Genomic DNA, 18,468 nt, shown 5'->3' with positions numbered 1-18,468 from the left:
GACAGACGGCTTCCGGGGGTCGACACTGGGCCGATGACCGGCCTGATCACCGGAAGCCGTGTCCGGCTGCGGCCCGCCGCAGCCTCGGACGCCGCCCGGTTCGAGGAGATCCTGTCGCATCCCGAAGTCGCCCGCTGGTGGGCCGACGCCGAGGAGCCCGTGGCCGCCCAGGTGTCCTATCTGCTGGACCCCGACGACGGCACCACGACCTACGCCATCGAACACGACGACGTCGTCGTGGGCATCGAACTCGCCTTCGAGGAGGCCGACCCGCAGTACCGGCACGCCGGGATCGACATCGCCGTGCACCCGGACTTCCAGCACCGGGGTCTCGGCTCGGACGCGATCCGGACGCTGGCCGAGCACCTGTTCACCGTGCGCGGGCACCACCGGGTGGTGATCGACCCGGCGGCGGACAACAAGTCCGCGATCCAGCTCTACCAGTCGCTCGGCTTCCGGCCGGTCGGCACGATGCGCTCCTACGAGCGTGGTCCGGACGGCAACTGGCACGACGGGCTGCTGATGGACCTGCTGGCCGAAGACCTCGTCCCGGCGCTGGCCGGCTCGTGAGCACCCCGGTCGCGGCACGACAGCTGCGGCGGGTCGCCGTGGCGAGCGCGATCGGGACCACGATCGAGTGGTACGACTACTTCATCTACAGCACGGCGACGGCGCTCGTGTTCGGCAAGCTCTTCTTCACGACCCTCTCGCCCGCGTCGGGCACCCTCGCGGCGTTCGCGACGCTCGGCGTCGGGTTCCTGGCGCGGCCGGTCGGCGGAATCCTCTGGGGCCACTTCGGTGACCGCGTGGGCCGGAAGGCGATGCTGGTGCTGTCGCTGCTCCTCATGGGGGTGGCGACCGTCGGGGTCGGCCTGCTGCCGACGTACTCGGCGATCGGGGTCTGGGCCCCGATCCTGCTGCTGGTGCTGCGGCTGCTGCAGGGCCTGAGCGCGGGCGGCGAGTGGGGCGGCGCGGCGCTGATGGCCGTCGAGCACGCGCCGGAGGGGCACCGCGGGCGGTACGGCGCGTTCTCGCAGATCGGCGTGCCCGCGGGGTTGATCCTGGCGCAGCTGTTCTTCTTCGTCCTCGGCCGCACCATGACCGACGCCCAGTTCGCGGCGTGGGGCTGGCGGGTGCCGTTCCTGGCGAGCATCGTGCTCGTCGGGGTCGGCCTGGTGATCCGGCTGCGGATCGAGGAGTCGCCGGTGTTCGCGCGGCTGCGGGAGTCCGAGGCGCGCAGCAGCCGGCCGATGGTCGACGTCTTCCGCGAACGCCCGCGCGCGCTGCTGGTGGCGTCCGGGAGCTTCATCGCGAACACGGCGATCGGCTACATCTTCCTGGCCTACCTGCTGTCCTACGGCACTTCGGTGCTGAAGATCGACCGCACCACGTTGCTGGTGGTGGTGATCGTGGGCAGCGTGACGTGGCTGGTGAGCATCCTGGTCACGGCCGCGTGGTCGGACCGGGCCGGCCGCAAGCCGGTGTACCTGGCCGGGTCGGTGCTGCTGGTCGTCTGGCCGATCCCGTTCTTCCTGCTGGTGGACACTAAGGCCGCGGTCTGGCTGATCGTGGCCGTGGTGGTGCTGAACGTCGGCCTCGGCGCGACGTACGGGCCGCAGTCGGCGTTGTTCGCGGAGCTGTTCGAGCCGCGGTACCGCTACAGCGGCGCGTCGTTCTCCTACGCGGTCGGCGCGGTCCTCGGCGGCGGGTTCGCGCCGCTGATCGCGACGGCGTTGCAGACCTCCACGGGGACCTCGTTTTCGGTGTCGCTCTACCTCGTCGCCGTGGCGGTGCTCAGCTTGGTGGCGGTGCTGTTCATCCCGCGCTCACAGCCGGTCTAGCCGGATCGCGGCGGCCATCCGCTCGTACCCGGCGTCGCCGGGGTGGAGGTGGTCGCCGGAGTCGTAGGCCGGCAGCATCCGCAGCGGGTCGGCGGGGTCGCGGACGGCGGCGTCGAAGTCGACGACGCCGTCGAACACCCCGCTGGTGCGGATGAACGTGTTCACCGCGGTCCGGGTGGCTTCGAGGGTTTCGTCGTAGACGCCCCAGCCCTTGAACGGCGTGAGCGTGCCGCCGAGAACGCGGATGCCGCGCGCGTGCGCCTGCGCCACCAGCTGGCGGTAGGCCGAGGTGATCGCGTTCGGGTCGGTCTGGTGCGGGTCCTGCTGGATGTCGTTGATGCCTTCCAGCACGATCAGCGTCCGCACCCCGCCGACGCTCAGCACGTCGCGGTCGAAGCGGGACAAGGCGTTCTGGCCGGCGCCGGAGCCGGGCACGTCGAGCAGCAGCCGGTTGGCGCTGATGCCCGCGTTGAGGACGCCGAATCGGCCGTGCAGGCGGTCGGCGAGGTAGTCCGGCCAGCGGTGGTTCGCGCCGGAGGCCGAGCCGACGCCGTCGGTGATCGAGTCGCCGAGCGTCACGATCGAGGCCTCGGCCCCGCCTTGGACGTCGACGCCGGAAACGTAGTGCCAGACCGACGTCTGCTCGGTGTAGGGCGCGCCTGACTCGCTGCCGGCGAAGTCCCCCGCGCGGGTGAAGTACGACGTCTGCGTCGCGGCCGGGTGGTAGGTCACCGGCCCGGACTTGGTGGGCACGTAGGTGGTGACGAGCAGGTTCGTGTCGGCGGGCACTCGCAGGCCGACAGCGTCGCTCAGCGCTTCGCCGCCGGCCGGCACGACAACGCTCGCCGCGCCGCCGAACGTCAGCGACCGCAGGGTGCCCGGCACCGCGTCCGCGCCGGCGCCCTGCACCGCGATGGTGACGTGCCCGAAGGTCAGCGGGGAGGCGCCGAAGGCGTTGGAGAGGTGGACGCGGGTCCGGCTGCCGCCGGCGCTCGTGTGCACGACGTTGCGGATCGAGAAACCCGGGTAGCCGTCCGGGGTGTTGGCGACGGCGGAGGCGGGCGCCGCGGCCCACGTGCCGACCCAGCCGCCCACGGCGTGCTCGGCGACGACCGGGAAGGCGCTTTCCGGATTCGCGCTGCCGGACGTCGTCAGGATGCCGAACCCCGTCAGGACAGCCGCGCTCACGGCGAGGAAGCGTCGCATGTACTCACGGTGGCGTGGTTGCGATGACCGAGGGACCGCTGATCAGGTGAGCGAGGTGGACAAGATCCCGGACAGCGAGGGGCGGGCCCGTCCGGGATTCTGGGGATGCCGGACGGGCCCGCGCGAGGTGGCCGTTGCCGCGACGGCCGCTCGCCGGAGCCGCCCGGTCCCGATCAGGCGGAGGCTGGCCGGATCGTTGCGTCGTGGTGACTCCGGAGGGCGTGTGCGAGACGCCCTCACCCAGAGCACGGTCATCGGAGCGGGGTGGTTCAGCGCGGCGCGGAGGTTTCTGGCCGGCGCGGTCTCCGGCTCACGCCGCGGCGGGGAACCCGCCGCCCACCGCGAGGTGGCCGGCTTCGGTCAGTTCGGCGGGCGCCCACTGACCGGGGGCGACGATCGTCGTGGGCCGCACGAGCCCGGCGCGGGCGAGGTCGTGGGCGGTGTTCTGGTCGCAGGACGAAAGCCCGTCGACGCGGAGGTCGGGTTCGCAGCTGCAGCGGAGCTCGGCGCGGCCTTCGGCGACGGCTTTGAGCATGGCGATCGCCCGGCGGCTGAGCGCGCTCGGAAGGGTGGACATGGGTCTGGCCTCTCGGTCCGGCTGATGGTGGCGCGAGTGCTGCAGCTCGTTACTCAGTAGTACGGCGTGCTTACCCGCGCGGTTCACTTCGATCGCGCCGGATGGCCTCTTGACAGCGGAAACCTCAACGAGCAGGGTCAGTCATCGGATGAATAAGCCCCACTGAGCCTCTGGTGGGACCAGTCTGCCGTCTTTCCGCCGTACTCATCCGATCCCTGGAGGTTCAGTGACGACCTTCCCCCGCCGTCAAGCCCTCGGCATGGCCGTCGGTGGCGCCGTGGCGCTCACCGCGGCCGGCCGCACCCCGGCCGGCGCGTCCATGCCCGCCGTCGACGCCGCCGCGGACAGCCCGGACACCCCGATCGTCCCGCCCCCGCCGCCGGTCCCGGTCGCGCTCGACGCCTGGTTCTCCAACGACGGCATCGACAGCGCGTCCGCCACGGGCGGCGACTTCGACGGGTCCGGGTACACCTTTCCAGCCGAGCACCTCCCGGCGACCGCGACCGTCGGCGGCGTCCCGTTCAAGCTCGGCTCCGCGGCCGCCGGCGCGAAGAACAACATCGCCGCCACCGGCCAGAAGATCGACCTGCCGAAGGGAAAGTACTTCGTCGCGTACTTCCTGGTCGCCGCCAGCTACGGCACGACCGGCGGCACGGCGACCGTGCATTACGCCGACGGCAGCACGAGCACCGGGTCGCTGTCCGGCCCGGACTGGTACACCGGCACCGGCGCCCTGGTCGCGCCGTTCCGCTACGCGCCGGGGGGAGTCGTCGACAACAACCCGGTTTCCCTGGCCACCGGCCAGGTCTGGGTCGACCCGGCCCGCGAAGCCGTCGGCCTGACCCTGCCCACGACCGCGGCCCCCGCGCCGAACGTCTCCAGCCTGCACGTCTTCGCGCTCACCCTGCAGCCGGTGGCCGTCGGCCGCTCCGCGCTGGTGCTGGACGGCCGCTCGAGCGCCAACCTGCTCACCGACGGCGGCCCGCAGGCGGCCGAGGCGACCGTGGTCAACGCGGGCACCGTCTGGCTCGGCGCGCGCGACCGCGTCACGGTCACCCTCGACGTCCCCGGCGGGCGGACCACCGTGCCGGCGACCATCCGCGCGCTGGCGCCGGGGGAGCAGGCGACCGTGCGGCTCGGCCTGGCGCCGAACGCGTCGGTCCCGCCCGGCACCACGACGAACGGCCAAATCCGCGTGACCGCCGGCCGCGGCACCCTCGCCACCCAGCAGGTGCCCGTCACCCTCGGCGTGCCGGACTTCCGGCCGACCGACGCTTCGCTGTCGACGCACCGCGCGCCGTACTGGTTCACCGACAGCAAGTTCGGCATCTTCATCCACTGGGGGGTGTACGCGGTGCCGGCGTGGGCGCCGGTCGGGCAGCAGTACGCGGAGTGGTACTGGCAGAACCAGCAGGACCCGAACGGCGCGACCTACGCCTACCACCGGGAGAAGTACGGCGAGGACTTCGTCTACGACGACTTCATCCCGCTGTTCACGGCGAAGAAGTTCGACCCGCGCAGCTGGCTGAAGCTCATCGCGGACGCGGGCGCCGAGTACTACGTGCTCACCTCGAAGCACCACGACGGCTTCGCGTTGTGGGACACCGCGGTCAGCGACCGCAACTCCGTCAAGCTCGGCCCGAAGCGCAACATCATCAACGAGCTGTTCACGGCGTCCCGCAAGTACACCCCGCAGCTGCGCAACGGCCTGTACTTCTCGCTGCCGGAATGGTTCAACCCGGACAACCCGTGGATGGGCCACGCGCCGCGCAACCCCTACACCGGGGCGCCGCTACCCTACGCCGGCTACACGGCCGGGAAGGACTTCGTCCGCGACTACCAGGCGCCGCAGGTGCTCGAGCTGATCTCGAAGTTCGACCCGGACGTGCTGTGGTTCGACATCGGCGGTGTCAACGACTCGCGCGCGGTGGTCTCGGAGTACTTCAACCACGCGAAGAACCGCAAGCGCCCCAAGGACGTCACCTACAACGACCGCGGCGGCATCCCGGACCACGACTTCACGACCCCGGAGTACACGACCTACCCGAACACGGTGGTGGCGAAGTGGGAGGCGAGCCGCGGCCTCGACCCGTTCTCCTACGGCTACAACCGCGCGACCCCGGACGACCGGTACATGACGGCGGAGGAGGTCGTCCGGACGCTGGTCGACATCGTGTCGAAGAACGGCAACTTCCTGCTGGACATCGGCCCGGACTTCGACGGCACGATCCCGGACGTCATGCAGCAGCACCTGCGCGACGCGGGCGCGTGGCTGAAGGTGAACGGCGAAGCCATCTACGGCACGACGTACTGGTCCCGGATGGCCCAGCTCGGCGACCTGCGGTTCACGGTCAAGCAGAACGAGGCGTTCTACGTGCACTCACTGGCGGCGCCGGGCAGCAGGCTGGTGGTCGACGCGCCGGTCCCGATCCGCGGTGGTGACCGGGTGACGATGCTGGGCTACCGCGGCAACCTGCGCTGGACGGTGGAGAACGGCTCGCTGGTGATCGACGTCCCCGCCGCGGCCCGCCAGGCGGGGCGCTTCGCCTGGGTGTTCAAGATCGCCTGGAGCTAGAGGTCGGCGTTCTTGCCGATGTACAGCTCCGCGAACGCCGCCGCGGCCGCGGGCGAACCCAGCAACCGGCGCATCCGGGCTTCCGCGATGCGTGCCAGGAACGGGTTGCCGCCCGTGGTCGCGGTGTGGTGGAAGATGTCCGACAGCCACAGGGAAAACTCCTGGTACTGCCAGATCAGCGGCAGGCAGGCGGCGGAGTAGCCGTCGAGTTTCGCGGTGTCTCCGGCGTAGTACGCCTGGAACGCTTCGGCGAGCAGAAACGCGTCGTGCAGAGCGAGGTTCATGCCCTTCGCCGCGATCGGCGCGACCAGGTGCGCCGACTCGCCGGCCAGGTGCAGGCGGCCGTGCGACATCGGCTCGACGACGTAGTTGTGCATGTCGAGGATGCGCTTCTCGATCAGCTTGCCTTCGATGATTTCGCCGTCGGGCACGGTGAGCCGCGCATGCAGCTCTTCCCAGACGCGCTCGTCGGGCCAGTCCGCCTCGGCCTCACCCGGCGCGGTCTGCAGGTAGAAGCAGGTCACCGCCGGTGTGCGGGCCATGTGTGCGGCGAACCCGCGCGGGTGGATGCCGAACAGCACCCCGTCGGCGGACGGCGGCGCCTCGGCGAGCAGGGCCAGCCAGCCGATTCCGTAGTCGTGGTGGGACTTCACGGTGGTTTCCGGTGGCAGGTAACCCTGGGAGATGCCGCGGGCGCCGTCGCAGCCGGCGACGAAGTCGCAGCCGACGCGGTGCTCGCCCTCGGCCGTCCGGAACGTGACCGCGGGGGAGTCCGAGGTCAGGTCGTGCAGCCGGACGTCGGCGACCTCGAAGACCGCTTCACCGCCGGCGTCGGTGTACTGCGCGACCAGGTCGGTGACCAGGAGCTGTTGCGGGCAGACGAAATGCCGTTGCCCGGTGACGTCGCCGTAGCGGAAGGCGTGCCGCTTCCCGGCGAACCGGAACTCGAACTTCTCGTGCTGCGGCGCCTTCGCGAGGAGCTGCTCGCCGAGGCCGCGCTGCCCCAGCCCGCGGACCGCCCACTCTTCGATGAACCCGGCCCGCGGCCGCTGCTCGATGAACGCGCGGCTCTGCTCTTCCAGCAGCACACAGCCGATCCCCGCGCGCCGCAGGAGGTTCGCCACCGTCAGCCCGGCGGGACCCGCCCCCACCACGACCACCGTCGTGCGTGTCGCCACCATGCGCCCGAGGGTAGCGCGAACCGGCTCAGTAGAACTGCCGCAGGTGCGGCCAGGCGGTGGACCACGGCTCGGTCAGCGTGCACAGCGAGAGCGGGGTGCCGTCCTCGTCGTTGTCGACGCCGCCGGCCGTGCGGTTCTCGGCCACCACGCGGCAGCCGGTGATCAGGTGGGCCGCGGGTGAGCCGCGTTCGAAGCCGCCGACGAGCAGCACCGGGCCGACCAGCCGGTCCGGTGGTGGCCCCCAGTCGGCGTAGGACATGTGCGGCGAGTACGGCCGGGGCAGCCCGAGTGCGGGCCCGTAGTGCTCCAGCGCCCCCGCCTCGCCGTAGTTTCCGGCGAGGATCACCGCGGTGTCCCGCTCGGTCGCCGGGATCCGCGCCCAGGCGTCCGCGACACTGCCGGCGAACTCCGGCCAGCCGATCTGCTCACCCGGCTCCTTGTTCACCGCCAGCACCGGCCCCAGCGCCGAAGCCGGCAGCACCGGGAGTCCGATGAGGACGGACACCACGACGCACACCGCAGCCGCCGCGCCGGTCAGCGCCCGCCGGGTCGCCCCGCCCCGGCGCAGCCACCGCAGCGCCGGGTCCGCGCCGAGCGCGACCAGCGGGAGCAGCAACGGAACCGAGTAGTACGGCTTCCCGCCCAGGACGAGGAGTTCGACGCAGACCACCGGGTAGGCGATCGAGAGGGCACGCGCCCAGCGCAGGCGGGCGTCGCGCCACGGCCGCACGAGCCCGGCGATCCACACCGGCACCAGCACAGGGGAGAGGTAGACCACCTGCATCGGCACGAACAGGATGCGGTTCTCCGCGCCGTCGTCCTCGCTGATCCCGCCGGCGACGGTGAGCATCGGCCAGCCGTGGGACGCCTGCCAGAGCACCACCGGCGCCGTCAAGACGGCGGCGACCACCACCCCGCCCGCGAGCCACCGGCTCCGCAGCACCCGGCGCGGCCCGGCAACGGCCACGCCGATCCCGAGCCCGGACAGCAGCATCAGGACCAGCCACTTGTTCGCCATGCCGAGCCCGGCGGCGGCGCCGACGGCGAGCCACCAGCGGCCGTCGGCGGTCCGCAGCAGCCGCAGGCCGAAGAACGTGATCAGCGACCACAGCAGCAGGTCCGCGGTGTTGGTGGCCAGCATGTGCGTCACGACGAGCACATAGGACGACAGCACCGTGGCGATCGCGGTGAACAGCTGCGCCCCGCGGCCGCCGCCGAACTCGCGGGTGATCAGCACGACGACCACGACCGTCGCCATGCCGAGCAGTGTCGCCGCCACGCGCAGGCCGGTCGGCGTCTCGCCGAACAACGCCGTCGACGCGCGGGCCAGCCACGGCGTGATCGGCGGCTGGTCGACGTAGCCCCAGTCGGGCCGGTGGCCGGCGGCGACGAAGTACAGCTCGTCGCGGTGAAAGCCGTACCGGCCGGAGAGGACGGTCAGGACCACCGCCTGCGCGGCGACCACGATCCCGGCTCCGGCCGCGGCAAAACGTGGCAGCGACCCGGATTCGCGACCGGCCCCCATGGCAGTCTCCCCTCGGCGTGCCCGGATCGTACGCCGGGGATCAAGCCTCCGGGAGCGCTCCGAGGAATTCGCCGCCCGCGTCCGCGACCAGCTCGGCGATCGACTGGGCGCGGCGGATCGGCGTGAACCCGACGTCACCGCTTCGGCCCACCGTGAAGCCGTGCACCGCCGGGCGCGGCAGCGTGTTGTACGCGTAGTGCGCGCCGAAGTAGTAGGCGCCGGTGTCGTGCGCGACGACGAGGTCACCCGGCTCCAGCAGCGGCAGCGGTCGCTCGCGGGCGAGGAGGTCACCGGCGAAGCACAGCGGCCCGGCGATGTCCTGCGGCACTTCGGGTCCGCTCTTCGGCGTCCCGGTGGGATCGAGCGCGGTGAGCCGCAGCGGCCAGTGCTCCGGCTGCAGCACCGTGCGGGCCGCCACCTGGGCGCCCGCGTGGGTCACGGCGATCGGCCGTCCACCCGCGACCTTCGTGTACTCGACGGTGCTGACGAGGAACCCGTTCTTCGCCAGCAGGGAGCGGCCGAACTCGGTGACGAAGGAGTACCGCCCGTCGGCCAGGGCCGGGACCCGCGCGAGCAGCGTCGCGACGTAACCGGCGTAGGTCGGGCCCGGCTCGTCGGAGGCGAAGTTGACCGGCAGCCCGCCGCCGAGGTCGAGGCTGGTGACCTGCCGGTACCCGGCCCCGGTGTTGATCTCCTCGGCGAGCGCGTGCACCGCGGCGACCCCGGCGGCCATCAGCTCCGGCGGGCAGCCCTGCGAGCCGACGTGGACGTGCAGCCGGGTCAGCCACGGCCGGCGCGCGAAGGCTTCACGCAGCCGGGCCCGGTTTCCGTTGTCGCGCAAGGGGATGCCGAACTTCGACGCGGCGGTCGCGGTGCTCGTGTCGCCGATCCGGCCGGCCCCGACCTGGGGGTTGATCCGCAGGCCCAGGACCGACCGCGGCGGTGTGGCCCCGATCAGCGTGTCGAGCCGGGCGAGCTCTTGGAAGTTGTCGGCGTTGACCGCGGTGCCTTCGGCGAGGGCGTGCGCGAGCTCGGCGGTGGTCTTGGCGGGGGAGTCGAGCACCAGCCGCGGGCCGCGGAGCCCGGCGGCTTCGGCGACCGCGGTTTCGCCCGGGCTCGCGACCTCGGCGTCGACCCCGAGGTCGCCGAGGAACCGCAGCAGCGGTGCGAGGCCACACGCCTTGGCGGCGACCGTGTGCTGGACGCGCCCGAGCGGAGCGAACGCGTCGGTGAGCTCTTCGACGGCGGTGCGCAGGCCGGCGAGGTCGACGAAGCCGGCCATCGGGTCGACGAGCCCGCGGTCCGCCGCGACGGCGAGGGCGAGCTGCCGGCGGTCGGCTCGGGTCAGGGGTGCGCTGGTCGTAGTCACCCCTCCAGGACAGCAGCGGCCGGCGCGGGCGGTCCAAGACCTGGTCCTGATGGATGCATAGGATCGGCCTATAATCGCTGAGTGGACCTTCGCCGATGGCACTACTTCGCCGTGCTCGCCGAAGAGATGCACTTCACCCGGGCGGCCGCGCGGCTGTTCGTGTCGCAGCCGTCGCTGAGCCAGCAGATCCGCGCGTTCGAGGCGGAGCTGGGGGTCGCGCTGCTCGACCGCTCGGGCCCGCGGTTCGCGCTCACCGAGGCAGGCCGCGTCGCGGCGGCGGAGGCGCGTGACCTGCTCGACCGCCTGGACCGGGCGCGCGGGGTGATCACCGCGGCCGGGCGGGCCGACACCGGACGGCTGCGGATCGCCTACACCCGGTCGGCGCCCGGCCCGCTCGCCGGCGACCTGGTCGCGGCCTACCGCGCGCGGCACCCGGAGGTCGAGCTGGCGCTGGAGACGGGCTGGACGAGCCTCAACCTGGCCCGGCTGGCCGCCGGCGAGATCGACGCCGGCTTCGTGCGGCCGCCGGTGTCCGAGCCGGGGGTCGAGGTGGCGGTGGTCGGCTCGGAGGAGGTGCTGATCGCCCTGCCGTCGGGGCATCCGCTGGCCCGCCGCCGCGGCCGGCTGCGGCGGGCGTGGATCGCGGCGGAACCGGTGGTGTTCTGGCCGCGGGAGAACGGCCCGGGCCAGTACGACACGATCAGCGGCCAGGTCTGGCCGGACGGCGTCCCGCCGATCGTCCGCGAAGAACCGGAGGACGAGCAGCTGATGCGCGCGGTCGCCGAGGGCGCGGGCATCGCGGCGGTGCCGGAACATCGTGCCCGTGGCCTACGCCCCCGAGGCGTCGTCCTGCGGCGGCTGGCCGACCCGGTGCCGCGGATCGACCTGGGCCTGGCCTGGCGGACGGGCCCGGCGCCGCCGGTGGTGCGCGCCTTCGTCGAGCTCGCCCGTGAGACGGCGGACGGCGGGCGATCGGCGCAGTAAGCTCGCGGGCAGCCGGCGTCGAAAGGGCATTTCCCATGGCAGCGCACGAAATCACCGACCGGATCGCCGACCTGATCGACGAGGAGCACCGGCTGCGCGCCGCGGCCCTCCACCACGGCGGGCTGACCCCGGCGGAGCGAGCCCGGCTGAAGGAGCTCGAACGGCAGCTGGACGAGGCCGTCGACCTGCTGCACCGCCGGCAGGCGCTGGCCGTCTTCGACGAGGACTGACGCCCGCGGCGCAAAAGTGTCCACAGTGGACTCCTGCACGGGCGGTCACCGCCGGGGGAGCTCCGGGGAGTCGGTGTCGAGCGGCACCGAGCCCGACCGGACCAGCCCGAGCTGGACCGTCCGGCGGCCGGTCAGCTTCTCCAGGATCCAGTCGACCGCCGTGCGCACGCGGTTCCCGGGCATCGCCATCAGGTGGTAGGCCCGCGTCACGGCCTTCGCCGGCACCCCGGACAGCGGGATGTGCAGCGGGTTCGCCGCGGCGGCCCGGCGCCGAGGTCATGGTGCCGGGAGCGGCGGGGACGGCCGTAACCCACCGACGCGGCGACGTTGCGGCCGGCGAGCTTCCCCTGGCGCCCGGCGTGCTGCGCGGTGTACTCGCCGGGGCGGGTGAGGTCGGGCACGGCGGCCGCGTCACCGCAGGCGAACACGTCGTCGTGGCCCGGCACACGCAGCTCGTCGGTGACCACGAGCCTGCCCTTCGCCGTCTCGAGCCCGAGGCCGTCCACCAGCGGGTCCGGCCGCACGCCGACGCACCACACGAGGGCACGCCGCGGAAGCCGTGTGCGTACTCCGGGACACCCGGGATCGGCAACAGCTTGTTGACGCTGCCCGCCGCGAGCACGAGCCGGTCGTACCCGATCCGGTGGTCCTCGCGGGCGTCGTAGCCCACGCCGGTCGCCTCGCCGGGCACGGCGCTGCGTCTCGGGGCAGGAAACCGTCACCCGCCGCAAGTCGAGGAGCCCGGCCGCGAGTTCCGGCAGCAAGAGCCCCAAGTAATCCGCCGGGTCACACGGCGATCTCCGGCGAAACCGCCGCCGACGATCACGGCACGCATGGGTCTCCTTCCGGGACGGATCTTCGGCCCCGCGGATTACCCCAGGTCGGGACGGGGAACCCGCGGGGTTGACCTGCGGGCACAGGGGCGTACGGTCAGAGGTGTTGGCTGTTGTTCAGAAACGTGCTCCGGTCAGCGCCCCTGCCAGCCGCAATAGGGAGCGCCATGTACGACCTCTTCCGCACGATCGATGATCCGTCCGGCTTGACCGCCACCACCACCGACCGACCGGGTGGAATCCGCGTCGTCACGCTGGTGGGAGACATCGACGCCGCCACCGTCGGCACCCTCGACCAGGCCCTCGCCACCGGTGAGCGGCTCGTCGTCGACCTGTCCCGGGTCGCCTTCCTCAGCTGCGCCGGGGTCCGGTCGCTGCTGCAGGCGAACGGCCGGGCCGACCTCGCCGTCGTCGTCGCCGGGCACGCCGTCTCGCGGTCGCTGGAGGCGACCGGCGCGGACCTCCTGCTGGAGATCCACCCGCGCACCGCCGCCGCGCTCACCCGGTTCACCTCGGGCCCCGTGCCGGAGGCCGGCCGGGAGGCGTGAGCGCCCCGCCGCCGGCCGTCCACTGTGGTCAGTCGTCCGGCCAGTCGCCGGTCGCCTTCCGGTAACCGACGGCGCCCGCGCGTTCGGTGGCGGCCTTGACCGCGCCGAAGATCGCCCCCTGCACCGCCGCCGCGATGACCACCTGCTGCCAGGTGTAGTCGCGGTCGGTGGCGTCGGGGGCGTCGTCCTCCCCGGCCACGCGCATCCAGACCTGCTTGAAGACCTGGCCGGCGAGCAGGCCGCCCAGGGCGCCCACCACCCAGCTCATCGGCTTGTACAAGGCCTTGTTCACGAGTTCCTCCGGCGCAGGATCAGGCGGATCAGGATCACCAGGCCCAGCACGCCGGCGAAGATCGGGACCGGGTTGCTCCGGACGACGTCCGCGCCCTGGCGGAACTTCACCGCGGTCGGCTCGTTCGTGACGTCGGCGACCTTCGCGGTCGCGAGGTCGAGCTTCTCGTCGACGTTCTCCTTGACCCGGGTCTTCACGTCGAGCTTCTGCCCGAGCGCTTCCAGCGTCTCGGTGAGCTCTTCCCGGGTCGTGTCCCGGTCGAGCCGCGCCTCCTCGGCGTTCTTCGGGAAGTCCCCGCTCATGTGCGCACTCCCTGCTTCACCGTGTCCACGTCTTCGCGGACGCCGGTGATGGCCTCTTCGGGCACCGGCGGCACCGCCTGCGTGACTTCCTTCTTGCCGACCAGCGCCGCGATCCCGGCGATCACGAACAGCACGACCGCGACGATGACCGCCGCCAGCCAGCCGGGCACCACCAGCGCCAGTGCCAGCACGGCGGCCGCGACCAGCGTGCCCGTGCCGAACAGCGCGAACATCCCGGCCGCGCCGAACAGCCCGGCGCCGAGGCCCATCTTCTTGCCCTTGGTCCGCAGCTCGAAGACGGCGAGCCGCATCTCGTCCCGCACGAGCCGTTTCACCTCGTCGGTGAGGTCGGTCACCAGCTCACCCACCGACCGGTCGGCGGCCGGCTTCTTGCTGACTTCTTCGATCATGGAACACCTCCTCGCCTGGCCGCCGTGTACCCGGCCCGATGCGGCGTCAACCACGCCGGTGTCACTCGAACGAGCGACGCCGCGGGCCGCTGCCGTCCCGGCGCGTTTCGCGCCTGGAGCAGCCGGGTAGGCCGCAAGCATGACCACCACCAGTGCCGACGTCCCCACCGTGGAGCTGAACAACGGCGTCCGGATCCCGCAGTTCGGGTTCGGCGTCTTCCAGATCCCTCCCGAGGAGACCGCGCGGGCCGTGCGGGCGGCCCTGGACGCGGGTTACCGACACATCGACACGGCGCAGATGTACCGCAACGAAGACGGGGTCGGCGCCGGTGTCGCCGAGTCCGGCCTCAAGCGCGAAGACGTGTTCGTCACCACCAAGCTGGCGAACGACGCGCACGGGCACGACAACGCGATCACCGCGCTCGAAGGCAGCCTGCGCCGGCTGGGCTTCGACTACGTCGACCTCTACCTCGTCCACTGGCCGTTGCCGCGGAAGGACAACTACGTCCGGACGTGGCAGGGCTTCGAGGACATCCTTCGAGCGGGCAAGGCCCGTGCGATCGGGGTGTCGAACTTCCAGCCGGCCCACCTCGACCGGCTCGCCGAGGAGACCGGGACGGCGCCCGCGGTGAACCAGATCGAGCTGCACCCCGCGTTGCAGCAGACGGAACTGCGGGCCTACCACCAGTCCCACGGCATCGCGACCGAGGCGTGGAGCCCGCTCGCGCAGGCCGAAGTGCTCGAAGACCCCGTGCTCGCCGACCTGGCCGAGAAGCACGGGCGGACGGCCGCCCAGATCGTGCTCCGCTGGCACCTCCAGCTCGGGAACATCGTGTTCCCGAAGTCGTCGTCGGCCGAGCGGATGCGGGAGAACATCGACGTCTTCGGCTTCGAACTCGACGACGAGGACATGACCGCGGTCGGCAAACTCGACGCCGGCCGCCGCACCGGACCCGACCCGGACACCTTCACGGGGTGACCGCGGGGTTTCCCTGCGCAACCCGCCGGGTATTTCACCCGCAGAGGTCCCCCCAGGAAGGAGCGTCCGGCATGGCCACGAACGCGTATCTGTCGTTCCTCGCGATCGGCATCGCGCTGGTCCTGATCGACGGGCAGGTGATCTACCGCAGCGGCCGCCGCTACCTGGAGAACTCATACGGCAACCCGGCCGCGGGCGCTTCGATGACCCGGCTGGTCACGGTGCTGTTCCACCTGGTGACGCTGGGGGTGCTGGCCCTCGTTTCGACCATCAACCTGGGCGGTAGTGACCTGCCGGGCGTCGTCGGGCGCGTCGGTGTCCTGCTGCTGATCCTGGCGCTGGCCCACGCGATCACGCTCGGTGTGCTCGCCCGCATCCGCGGTGAGCAGGAGGTCGAGGCGGTCGTCCAGCGCGGCAACCGACCGCAGCAGCCCGACCCGGGCCCGACCGTGAACCCGGTGCCGAGCCAGGAAGCGCGGTACCCGGACGTCAGCCCGCCGCTGGAGAACCGTTCCCCGTACTCCGCGCAGTAGGAGCTCCCGCTTCGAAGGCCGTCACCGGAACCCGGTGGCGGCCTTCGGTGTGTCATTCGGGGACGTCGATCTCGGTGTGCCGGGTGGCCAGCGTCCGGGCCAGGTCCGCCAGCTTGACGTTCAGCTGCTGGGAAGCCTCGCGCAGCACGTCGAACGCCTCTTCGGCGGTGATCCCGCGGCGCTGCATCAGAATGCCCTTCGCCTGGCCGATGACGTCGCGGCTTTCCAGCGCGCGGCGCAGGTGGGCCGCTTCCAGCTCGGCCGTCGTCAGGGCTTCGGTGTGCGCCAGGGCGAGGGAGGCGTGGGTCGCCAGCAGGAGCGCCGTGTCGACCGACCGGTCGTCGAACGCGTCCCGGCTGGTCGAGTAGATGTTGAGCGCGCCGGACAGCCGCGGCGGCCGCGCGTCCGGGAGCAGGGCCGTCGCCAGCACCGAGTGGTAGCCGTGCCGGGCGGTGCCCGGGCCGAAGGACGGCCATCGCGGGTCGGTGCCGACGTCCTGGGACCAGCCGACGGCCGGGCCGTCCGGGCGCGCCGACTCGACGCACGGGCCTTCGCCGTGGTCGTACTGCAGCTGGTCGAGCTTGAGAGCGACGGGGTCGGTTTCGACGGGGGTGTGGAACGTGCCGTCGGGCGCGCGCAGCGTGACGCTGACCAGGTCGGCGCCCGGCACGATCGCGACCGCCGCGCCGACGACCAGCTTGAGCACCCCGCCGACGGTCGGCGTCGCGTCGAGCAGCGTCCGGGTGAGGTCGGCGAACTGGGTCGCCAGCCCGCCCGCCGCGGCGGGGCCGTCCTGCCCGAAGGCGGCCCGTTCCCGGGCCCACTCGTCTCTGCCGACGCTCATTCGTCCTCGCTGTCCGTCACGGCCGGGGTGGTGCCCCCATTCAACCCGATCCCGGACGGCGAGCGGGTCAACCGGGTGCGCCGGCCCGGCTCAGGGCGGCGCGGGCGCGGTCGACGAACCCCGGGCCCGGCCACAGCTGGTCGGCCTGCGGCATCCGGTCGGCCAGACCGGGGTGCGGCAGCATCGGCGCGGCGTCGCGGGCTTCGAGGACCTCCTGGCCCAGCTCGTGCCGCCGGTCGGGCGAGCAGCTGAGCCGGATCTGCTTTAGCGCGGCGGGTCCTTCGTCGCGGACGTGCCGGCGCACCGCGCGGAGCAGCCCGCCGAGCAGCCGCTCGAAGCGGGTCTCCTGCGGCCCCGCGCCCTCCAGCTGCCGCATCAGGCCGTCGGCTTCGGTGAGGTCGCCGTCGCCCTCGAGGTAGGGCTCTTCGGCGACCGCGTGGCGGACCAGCTCCGCGATCAGGTGGTCGGCGAGGTCCTTGCGGTTCTCCGGGCTGCCCTGGCCGAGCTCGAGCTCGGTGCACAGCCGGTCGAGCTCGCGGTGGTCAGCGGCGAGCACCGTGGTCAGATCGGTTGCGGGCTGGCTGCCGTTCATGCACGCTCCTGGTCGCCGGGGGATTTCCCGCCACGGATACCCGCTGCTCGCGCGGCGAATCCCGTGTCGGCCCGGCACCCGCCGGGTACCCGGGGAGGACACCCGGACCCCGAGGAGGTTGACCATGGCAGCGCCGTCGACGGTGACCGAGCGCGAACGCAAGTACGAGATCGTCGCGGGCAGCGGTGTGCCCCGGCTGGTCGGCGTCGCGGGGGTCGAGGCGCAGGACCCGCCGGTCGAACACATCCTCGACGCCTCCTACTACGACACCGAGACGTTCCGGCTCGCCCGCGGCGGCATCACGCTGCGGCGCCGCGTGGGCGGCCACGACGCGGGCTGGCACCTCAAGCTGCCGGTCTCGGCCGACGAGCGCCTGGAGATCCAGCTGCCGCTCGGCGGCGACGTCCACAAGGTCCCCGGCCGGCTCCGGCGCCTGGTCCGGGCCTACACGCTGGGGGAGAAGCTGGTGCCGATCGCGCACCTGCGCACCGACCGCTTCGAGCACCGGCTCGCCGACGCCGACGGCCGCACGATCGCGACCCTCACCGACGACCACGTGACCGGTGAGGCCGGCGGCGAGAGCGCCCGGCTCGACGAGTGGCGCGAGCTGGAGCTCGAGCTGGACCCGGGGACCGAACCCGGCCGCCTCGACGACTTCGACCGCGCGCTGTCCGAAGCGGGCGCGTCGGCGTCGCCGTGGCCGTCGAAGCTGCGGCGCCTGATCGGCGACCGCGTGCCGGCGGCGCCGCGCCGGCGCAAGAAGCCCACGGCCGGGGCGGTCGTGCTGGCGTCGTTGCGGGAGCATCACGCCCAGCTGCGCCGGGCCGACGTCGGGGTGCGCCTCGACGTCGAGGACTCCGTGCACCAGATGCGCGTCGCCACCCGGAAGCTGCGCAGCGCCCTGCGCACCTTCGGGTCCATTGTGGACAAGAAGACGACCGGGCCGCTCACGGCCGAGCTGAAGTGGCTCGGGCAGCAGCTGGCTTCCGCCCGGGACACCGAGGTCACCGAGGAACGGCTCGCCGAGCGGCTCGACGGCGTGCCGCCGGAGCTGGTCTTCGGGCCGCTGCGACAGTTCCTCACCCGCTACTTCGGCCGCGAGGCCGAGGAAGGCCGGACCAAGGCGATGGCGGCGCTGACCGGCAAGCGGTACCTGGCGCTGCTGCGGGCGCTGGACCTGATGCTGGAGGAGCCACCGCTGACGGCCAAGGCGCGCAAGCCCGCGAAGTCCGGGCTGCGCGAGCCGGTCCGCAAGGCCGCCAAGAAGCTGCGCCGGGCCGAAGCGGCGACGCGCGGCCTCGACGGCGAAGAGCTGGAGATGGCCCTGCACGACGTCCGCAAGAAGGCGAAGCGGGCCCGGTACGCTGCGGACACCGTCAAGCCGGTCTACGGCGAGAAGCTGCGCCAGTGGCGCAAGAACGTCAAGACCGCCCAGAGCACCCTCGGCGAGCACCAGGACACCGTGGTGGGCCGGGACGTCCTGCACCACCTCGCCATCGCCGGGCACGGCGAGGGACAGAACACCTTCACCTTCGGGCTGCTGCACGCCCAGGACGCCGCGACCGCGGAGAAGCTGCGCGAGCGGTTCGCGGGCGAGTGGCGGCGGCTGCGCCAGGGTGACCGCCCCGGCTGGCTGCGCTGACCCAC

Annotated in this window: 21 protein-coding genes; 9 read left to right on the top strand and 12 right to left on the bottom strand. The window is 72.5% G+C overall.

The features are described 5' to 3' along the window. Window positions 1-33 precede the first annotated feature (33 nt). Together ACZ63E_RS16685 and ACZ63E_RS16680 are read left to right on the top strand one after the other, a co-directional pair. A complete protein-coding gene (locus tag ACZ63E_RS16685) occupies window positions 34-570 on the top strand; it encodes a GNAT family N-acetyltransferase (protein ID WP_465336859.1) in 537 nt (178 codons plus the stop codon). Beyond that, the gene (locus ACZ63E_RS16680) at window positions 567-1,841 is read left to right on the top strand and encodes an MFS transporter (protein ID WP_465336857.1); all 1,275 of its coding nucleotides are present in this window, start codon (window positions 567-569) and stop codon (window positions 1,839-1,841) included. Before ACZ63E_RS16685 ends, ACZ63E_RS16680 begins: the two co-directional genes overlap by 4 nt. On the opposite strand, the gene ACZ63E_RS16675 is transcribed toward ACZ63E_RS16680, so the two are convergent. Then, on the bottom strand, window positions 1,827-3,047 hold the full coding sequence (locus tag ACZ63E_RS16675) for an SGNH/GDSL hydrolase family protein (protein WP_465336856.1): 1,221 nt from the start codon (window positions 3,045-3,047) through the stop codon (window positions 1,827-1,829). The two genes, ACZ63E_RS16680 and ACZ63E_RS16675, sit on opposite strands and share 15 nt — an antisense overlap. Window positions 3,048-3,357: 310 nt before the next feature. Further along, window positions 3,358-3,624 carry a hypothetical protein gene (locus tag ACZ63E_RS16670; protein ID WP_465336855.1) on the bottom strand — a complete coding sequence of 89 codons (267 nt, stop codon included), beginning with the start codon at window positions 3,622-3,624 and terminating at the stop codon, window positions 3,358-3,360. 226 nt (window positions 3,625-3,850) lie between these two features. Between ACZ63E_RS16670 and ACZ63E_RS16665 the strand changes: the two genes are divergently transcribed. After that, window positions 3,851-6,199, top strand: coding sequence for an alpha-L-fucosidase (locus ACZ63E_RS16665; RefSeq protein WP_465336854.1), 2,349 nt, complete (start codon window positions 3,851-3,853; stop codon window positions 6,197-6,199). Here the strand turns inward: ACZ63E_RS16665 and ACZ63E_RS16660 are convergent. The 3 genes from ACZ63E_RS16660 to ACZ63E_RS16650 are packed head-to-tail and all read right to left on the bottom strand — an operon-like array spanning window position 6,196 to window position 10,274. Next, a complete protein-coding gene (locus ACZ63E_RS16660; protein ID WP_465336853.1) occupies window positions 6,196-7,380 on the bottom strand; it encodes a 4-hydroxybenzoate 3-monooxygenase in 1,185 nt (394 codons plus the stop codon). The genes ACZ63E_RS16665 and ACZ63E_RS16660 overlap by 4 nt on opposite strands. 25 nt (window positions 7,381-7,405) lie before the next feature. Continuing rightward, the gene (locus ACZ63E_RS16655; protein WP_465336852.1) at window positions 7,406-8,905 is read right to left on the bottom strand and encodes a glycosyltransferase family 39 protein; all 1,500 of its coding nucleotides are present in this window, start codon (window positions 8,903-8,905) and stop codon (window positions 7,406-7,408) included. 40 nt (window positions 8,906-8,945) lie between these two features. After that, window positions 8,946-10,274, bottom strand: a complete 1,329-nt coding sequence (locus ACZ63E_RS16650) for a type III PLP-dependent enzyme domain-containing protein (RefSeq protein ID WP_465336851.1) — start codon at window positions 10,272-10,274, stop codon at window positions 8,946-8,948. Window positions 10,275-10,355: 81 nt separating this feature from the next. Here ACZ63E_RS16650 and ACZ63E_RS16645 point away from each other — a divergent pair, with 81 nt between their 5' ends. Both ACZ63E_RS16645 and ACZ63E_RS16640 read left to right on the top strand, forming a co-directional pair. Continuing rightward, window positions 10,356-11,258 carry a LysR family transcriptional regulator gene (locus ACZ63E_RS16645; RefSeq protein ID WP_465336850.1) on the top strand — a complete coding sequence of 301 codons (903 nt, stop codon included), beginning with the start codon at window positions 10,356-10,358 and terminating at the stop codon, window positions 11,256-11,258. Window positions 11,259-11,293: 35 nt separating this feature from the next. Next, window positions 11,294-11,488, top strand: coding sequence for a DUF2630 family protein (locus tag ACZ63E_RS16640; RefSeq protein ID WP_465312426.1), 195 nt, complete (start codon window positions 11,294-11,296; stop codon window positions 11,486-11,488). A 45-nt stretch (window positions 11,489-11,533) separates the two neighbouring features. On the opposite strand, the gene ACZ63E_RS16635 is transcribed toward ACZ63E_RS16640, so the two are convergent. Further along, entirely contained in the window at window positions 11,534-11,713 is a 180-nt protein-coding gene (locus ACZ63E_RS16635) for a hypothetical protein (protein WP_465336849.1), read from the bottom strand. Continuing rightward, entirely contained in the window at window positions 11,695-12,012 is a 318-nt protein-coding gene (locus ACZ63E_RS16630) for a hypothetical protein (protein ID WP_465336848.1), read from the bottom strand. The genes ACZ63E_RS16635 and ACZ63E_RS16630 overlap by 19 nt, the downstream gene beginning before the upstream one ends. A 476-nt stretch (window positions 12,013-12,488) precedes the next feature. Here ACZ63E_RS16630 and ACZ63E_RS16625 point away from each other — a divergent pair, with 476 nt between their 5' ends. Then, the gene (locus ACZ63E_RS16625) at window positions 12,489-12,869 is read left to right on the top strand and encodes an STAS domain-containing protein (protein ID WP_465336846.1); all 381 of its coding nucleotides are present in this window, start codon (window positions 12,489-12,491) and stop codon (window positions 12,867-12,869) included. Window positions 12,870-12,897: 28 nt separating this feature from the next. Here the strand turns inward: ACZ63E_RS16625 and ACZ63E_RS16620 are convergent, their stop codons facing one another. Genes ACZ63E_RS16620 through ACZ63E_RS16610 form a run of 3 tightly spaced genes read right to left on the bottom strand, consistent with a single transcriptional unit; the run spans window position 12,898 to window position 13,873 of the window. Next, a complete protein-coding gene (locus ACZ63E_RS16620) occupies window positions 12,898-13,161 on the bottom strand; it encodes a DUF4235 domain-containing protein (RefSeq protein WP_465312423.1) in 264 nt (87 codons plus the stop codon). Next, window positions 13,158-13,463 (bottom strand): DUF3618 domain-containing protein, encoded by a 306-nt coding sequence (locus ACZ63E_RS16615; RefSeq protein ID WP_465312422.1) that lies wholly within the window; start codon window positions 13,461-13,463, stop codon window positions 13,158-13,160. The genes ACZ63E_RS16620 and ACZ63E_RS16615 overlap by 4 nt, the downstream gene beginning before the upstream one ends. Then, a complete protein-coding gene (locus ACZ63E_RS16610) occupies window positions 13,460-13,873 on the bottom strand; it encodes a phage holin family protein (protein WP_465336845.1) in 414 nt (137 codons plus the stop codon). Before ACZ63E_RS16610 ends, ACZ63E_RS16615 begins: the two co-directional genes overlap by 4 nt. A gap of 139 nt (window positions 13,874-14,012) precedes the next feature. On the opposite strand from ACZ63E_RS16610, the gene ACZ63E_RS16605 reads away from it, so the two are divergent. Together ACZ63E_RS16605 and ACZ63E_RS16600 are read left to right on the top strand one after the other, a co-directional pair. Further along, entirely contained in the window at window positions 14,013-14,852 is an 840-nt protein-coding gene (locus ACZ63E_RS16605; protein WP_465336844.1) for an aldo/keto reductase, read from the top strand. A gap of 71 nt (window positions 14,853-14,923) precedes the next feature. Continuing rightward, complete coding sequence (locus ACZ63E_RS16600) at window positions 14,924-15,385, top strand: hypothetical protein (RefSeq protein WP_465336843.1); 462 nt, start codon at window positions 14,924-14,926, stop codon at window positions 15,383-15,385. Between the two features lie 52 nt (window positions 15,386-15,437). Here ACZ63E_RS16600 and ACZ63E_RS16595 read toward each other — a convergent pair whose 3' ends face one another. Together ACZ63E_RS16595 and ACZ63E_RS16590 are read right to left on the bottom strand one after the other, a co-directional pair. Beyond that, window positions 15,438-16,229 (bottom strand): ANTAR domain-containing protein, encoded by a 792-nt coding sequence (locus ACZ63E_RS16595; RefSeq protein WP_465336842.1) that lies wholly within the window; start codon window positions 16,227-16,229, stop codon window positions 15,438-15,440. A 67-nt stretch (window positions 16,230-16,296) separates the two neighbouring features. Then, entirely contained in the window at window positions 16,297-16,821 is a 525-nt protein-coding gene (locus tag ACZ63E_RS16590; RefSeq protein ID WP_465336841.1) for a hemerythrin domain-containing protein, read from the bottom strand. 124 nt (window positions 16,822-16,945) lie between these two features. On the opposite strand from ACZ63E_RS16590, the gene ACZ63E_RS16585 reads away from it, so the two are divergent. Then, window positions 16,946-18,463: a CYTH and CHAD domain-containing protein gene (locus ACZ63E_RS16585; protein ID WP_465336840.1), complete on the top strand. Its 1,518-nt coding sequence runs from the start codon at window positions 16,946-16,948 to the stop codon at window positions 18,461-18,463. Window positions 18,464-18,468: the final 5 nt, after the last annotated feature.

Source organism: Amycolatopsis sp. NPDC104819 (assembly GCF_055583145.1).
This window is presented reverse-complemented; position numbering and strand designations above follow the sequence as displayed.

What these genes read in the sequence shown, in the direction of transcription:
- ACZ63E_RS16685 (WP_465336859.1), top strand. Translation starts at nt 34, where the DNA reads ATGACCGGCCTGATCACCGGAAGCCGTGTCCGGCTGCGGCCCGCCGCA.
- ACZ63E_RS16675 (WP_465336856.1), bottom strand. Translation starts at nt 3,047, where the DNA reads ATGCGACGCTTCCTCGCCGTGAGCGCGGCTGTCCTGACGGGGTTCGGC.
- ACZ63E_RS16670 (WP_465336855.1), bottom strand. Translation starts at nt 3,624, where the DNA reads ATGTCCACCCTTCCGAGCGCGCTCAGCCGCCGGGCGATCGCCATGCTC.
- ACZ63E_RS16660 (WP_465336853.1), bottom strand. Translation starts at nt 7,380, where the DNA reads ATGGTGGCGACACGCACGACGGTGGTCGTGGTGGGGGCGGGTCCCGCC.
- ACZ63E_RS16655 (WP_465336852.1), bottom strand. Translation starts at nt 8,905, where the DNA reads ATGGGGGCCGGTCGCGAATCCGGGTCGCTGCCACGTTTTGCCGCGGCC.
- ACZ63E_RS16640 (WP_465312426.1), top strand. Translation starts at nt 11,294, where the DNA reads ATGGCAGCGCACGAAATCACCGACCGGATCGCCGACCTGATCGACGAG.
- ACZ63E_RS16625 (WP_465336846.1), top strand. Translation starts at nt 12,489, where the DNA reads ATGTACGACCTCTTCCGCACGATCGATGATCCGTCCGGCTTGACCGCC.
- ACZ63E_RS16615 (WP_465312422.1), bottom strand. Translation starts at nt 13,463, where the DNA reads ATGAGCGGGGACTTCCCGAAGAACGCCGAGGAGGCGCGGCTCGACCGG.
- ACZ63E_RS16610 (WP_465336845.1), bottom strand. Translation starts at nt 13,873, where the DNA reads ATGATCGAAGAAGTCAGCAAGAAGCCGGCCGCCGACCGGTCGGTGGGT.
- ACZ63E_RS16605 (WP_465336844.1), top strand. Translation starts at nt 14,013, where the DNA reads ATGACCACCACCAGTGCCGACGTCCCCACCGTGGAGCTGAACAACGGC.
- ACZ63E_RS16600 (WP_465336843.1), top strand. Translation starts at nt 14,924, where the DNA reads ATGGCCACGAACGCGTATCTGTCGTTCCTCGCGATCGGCATCGCGCTG.
- ACZ63E_RS16595 (WP_465336842.1), bottom strand. Translation starts at nt 16,229, where the DNA reads ATGAGCGTCGGCAGAGACGAGTGGGCCCGGGAACGGGCCGCCTTCGGG.
- ACZ63E_RS16590 (WP_465336841.1), bottom strand. Translation starts at nt 16,821, where the DNA reads ATGAACGGCAGCCAGCCCGCAACCGATCTGACCACGGTGCTCGCCGCT.
- ACZ63E_RS16585 (WP_465336840.1), top strand. Translation starts at nt 16,946, where the DNA reads ATGGCAGCGCCGTCGACGGTGACCGAGCGCGAACGCAAGTACGAGATC.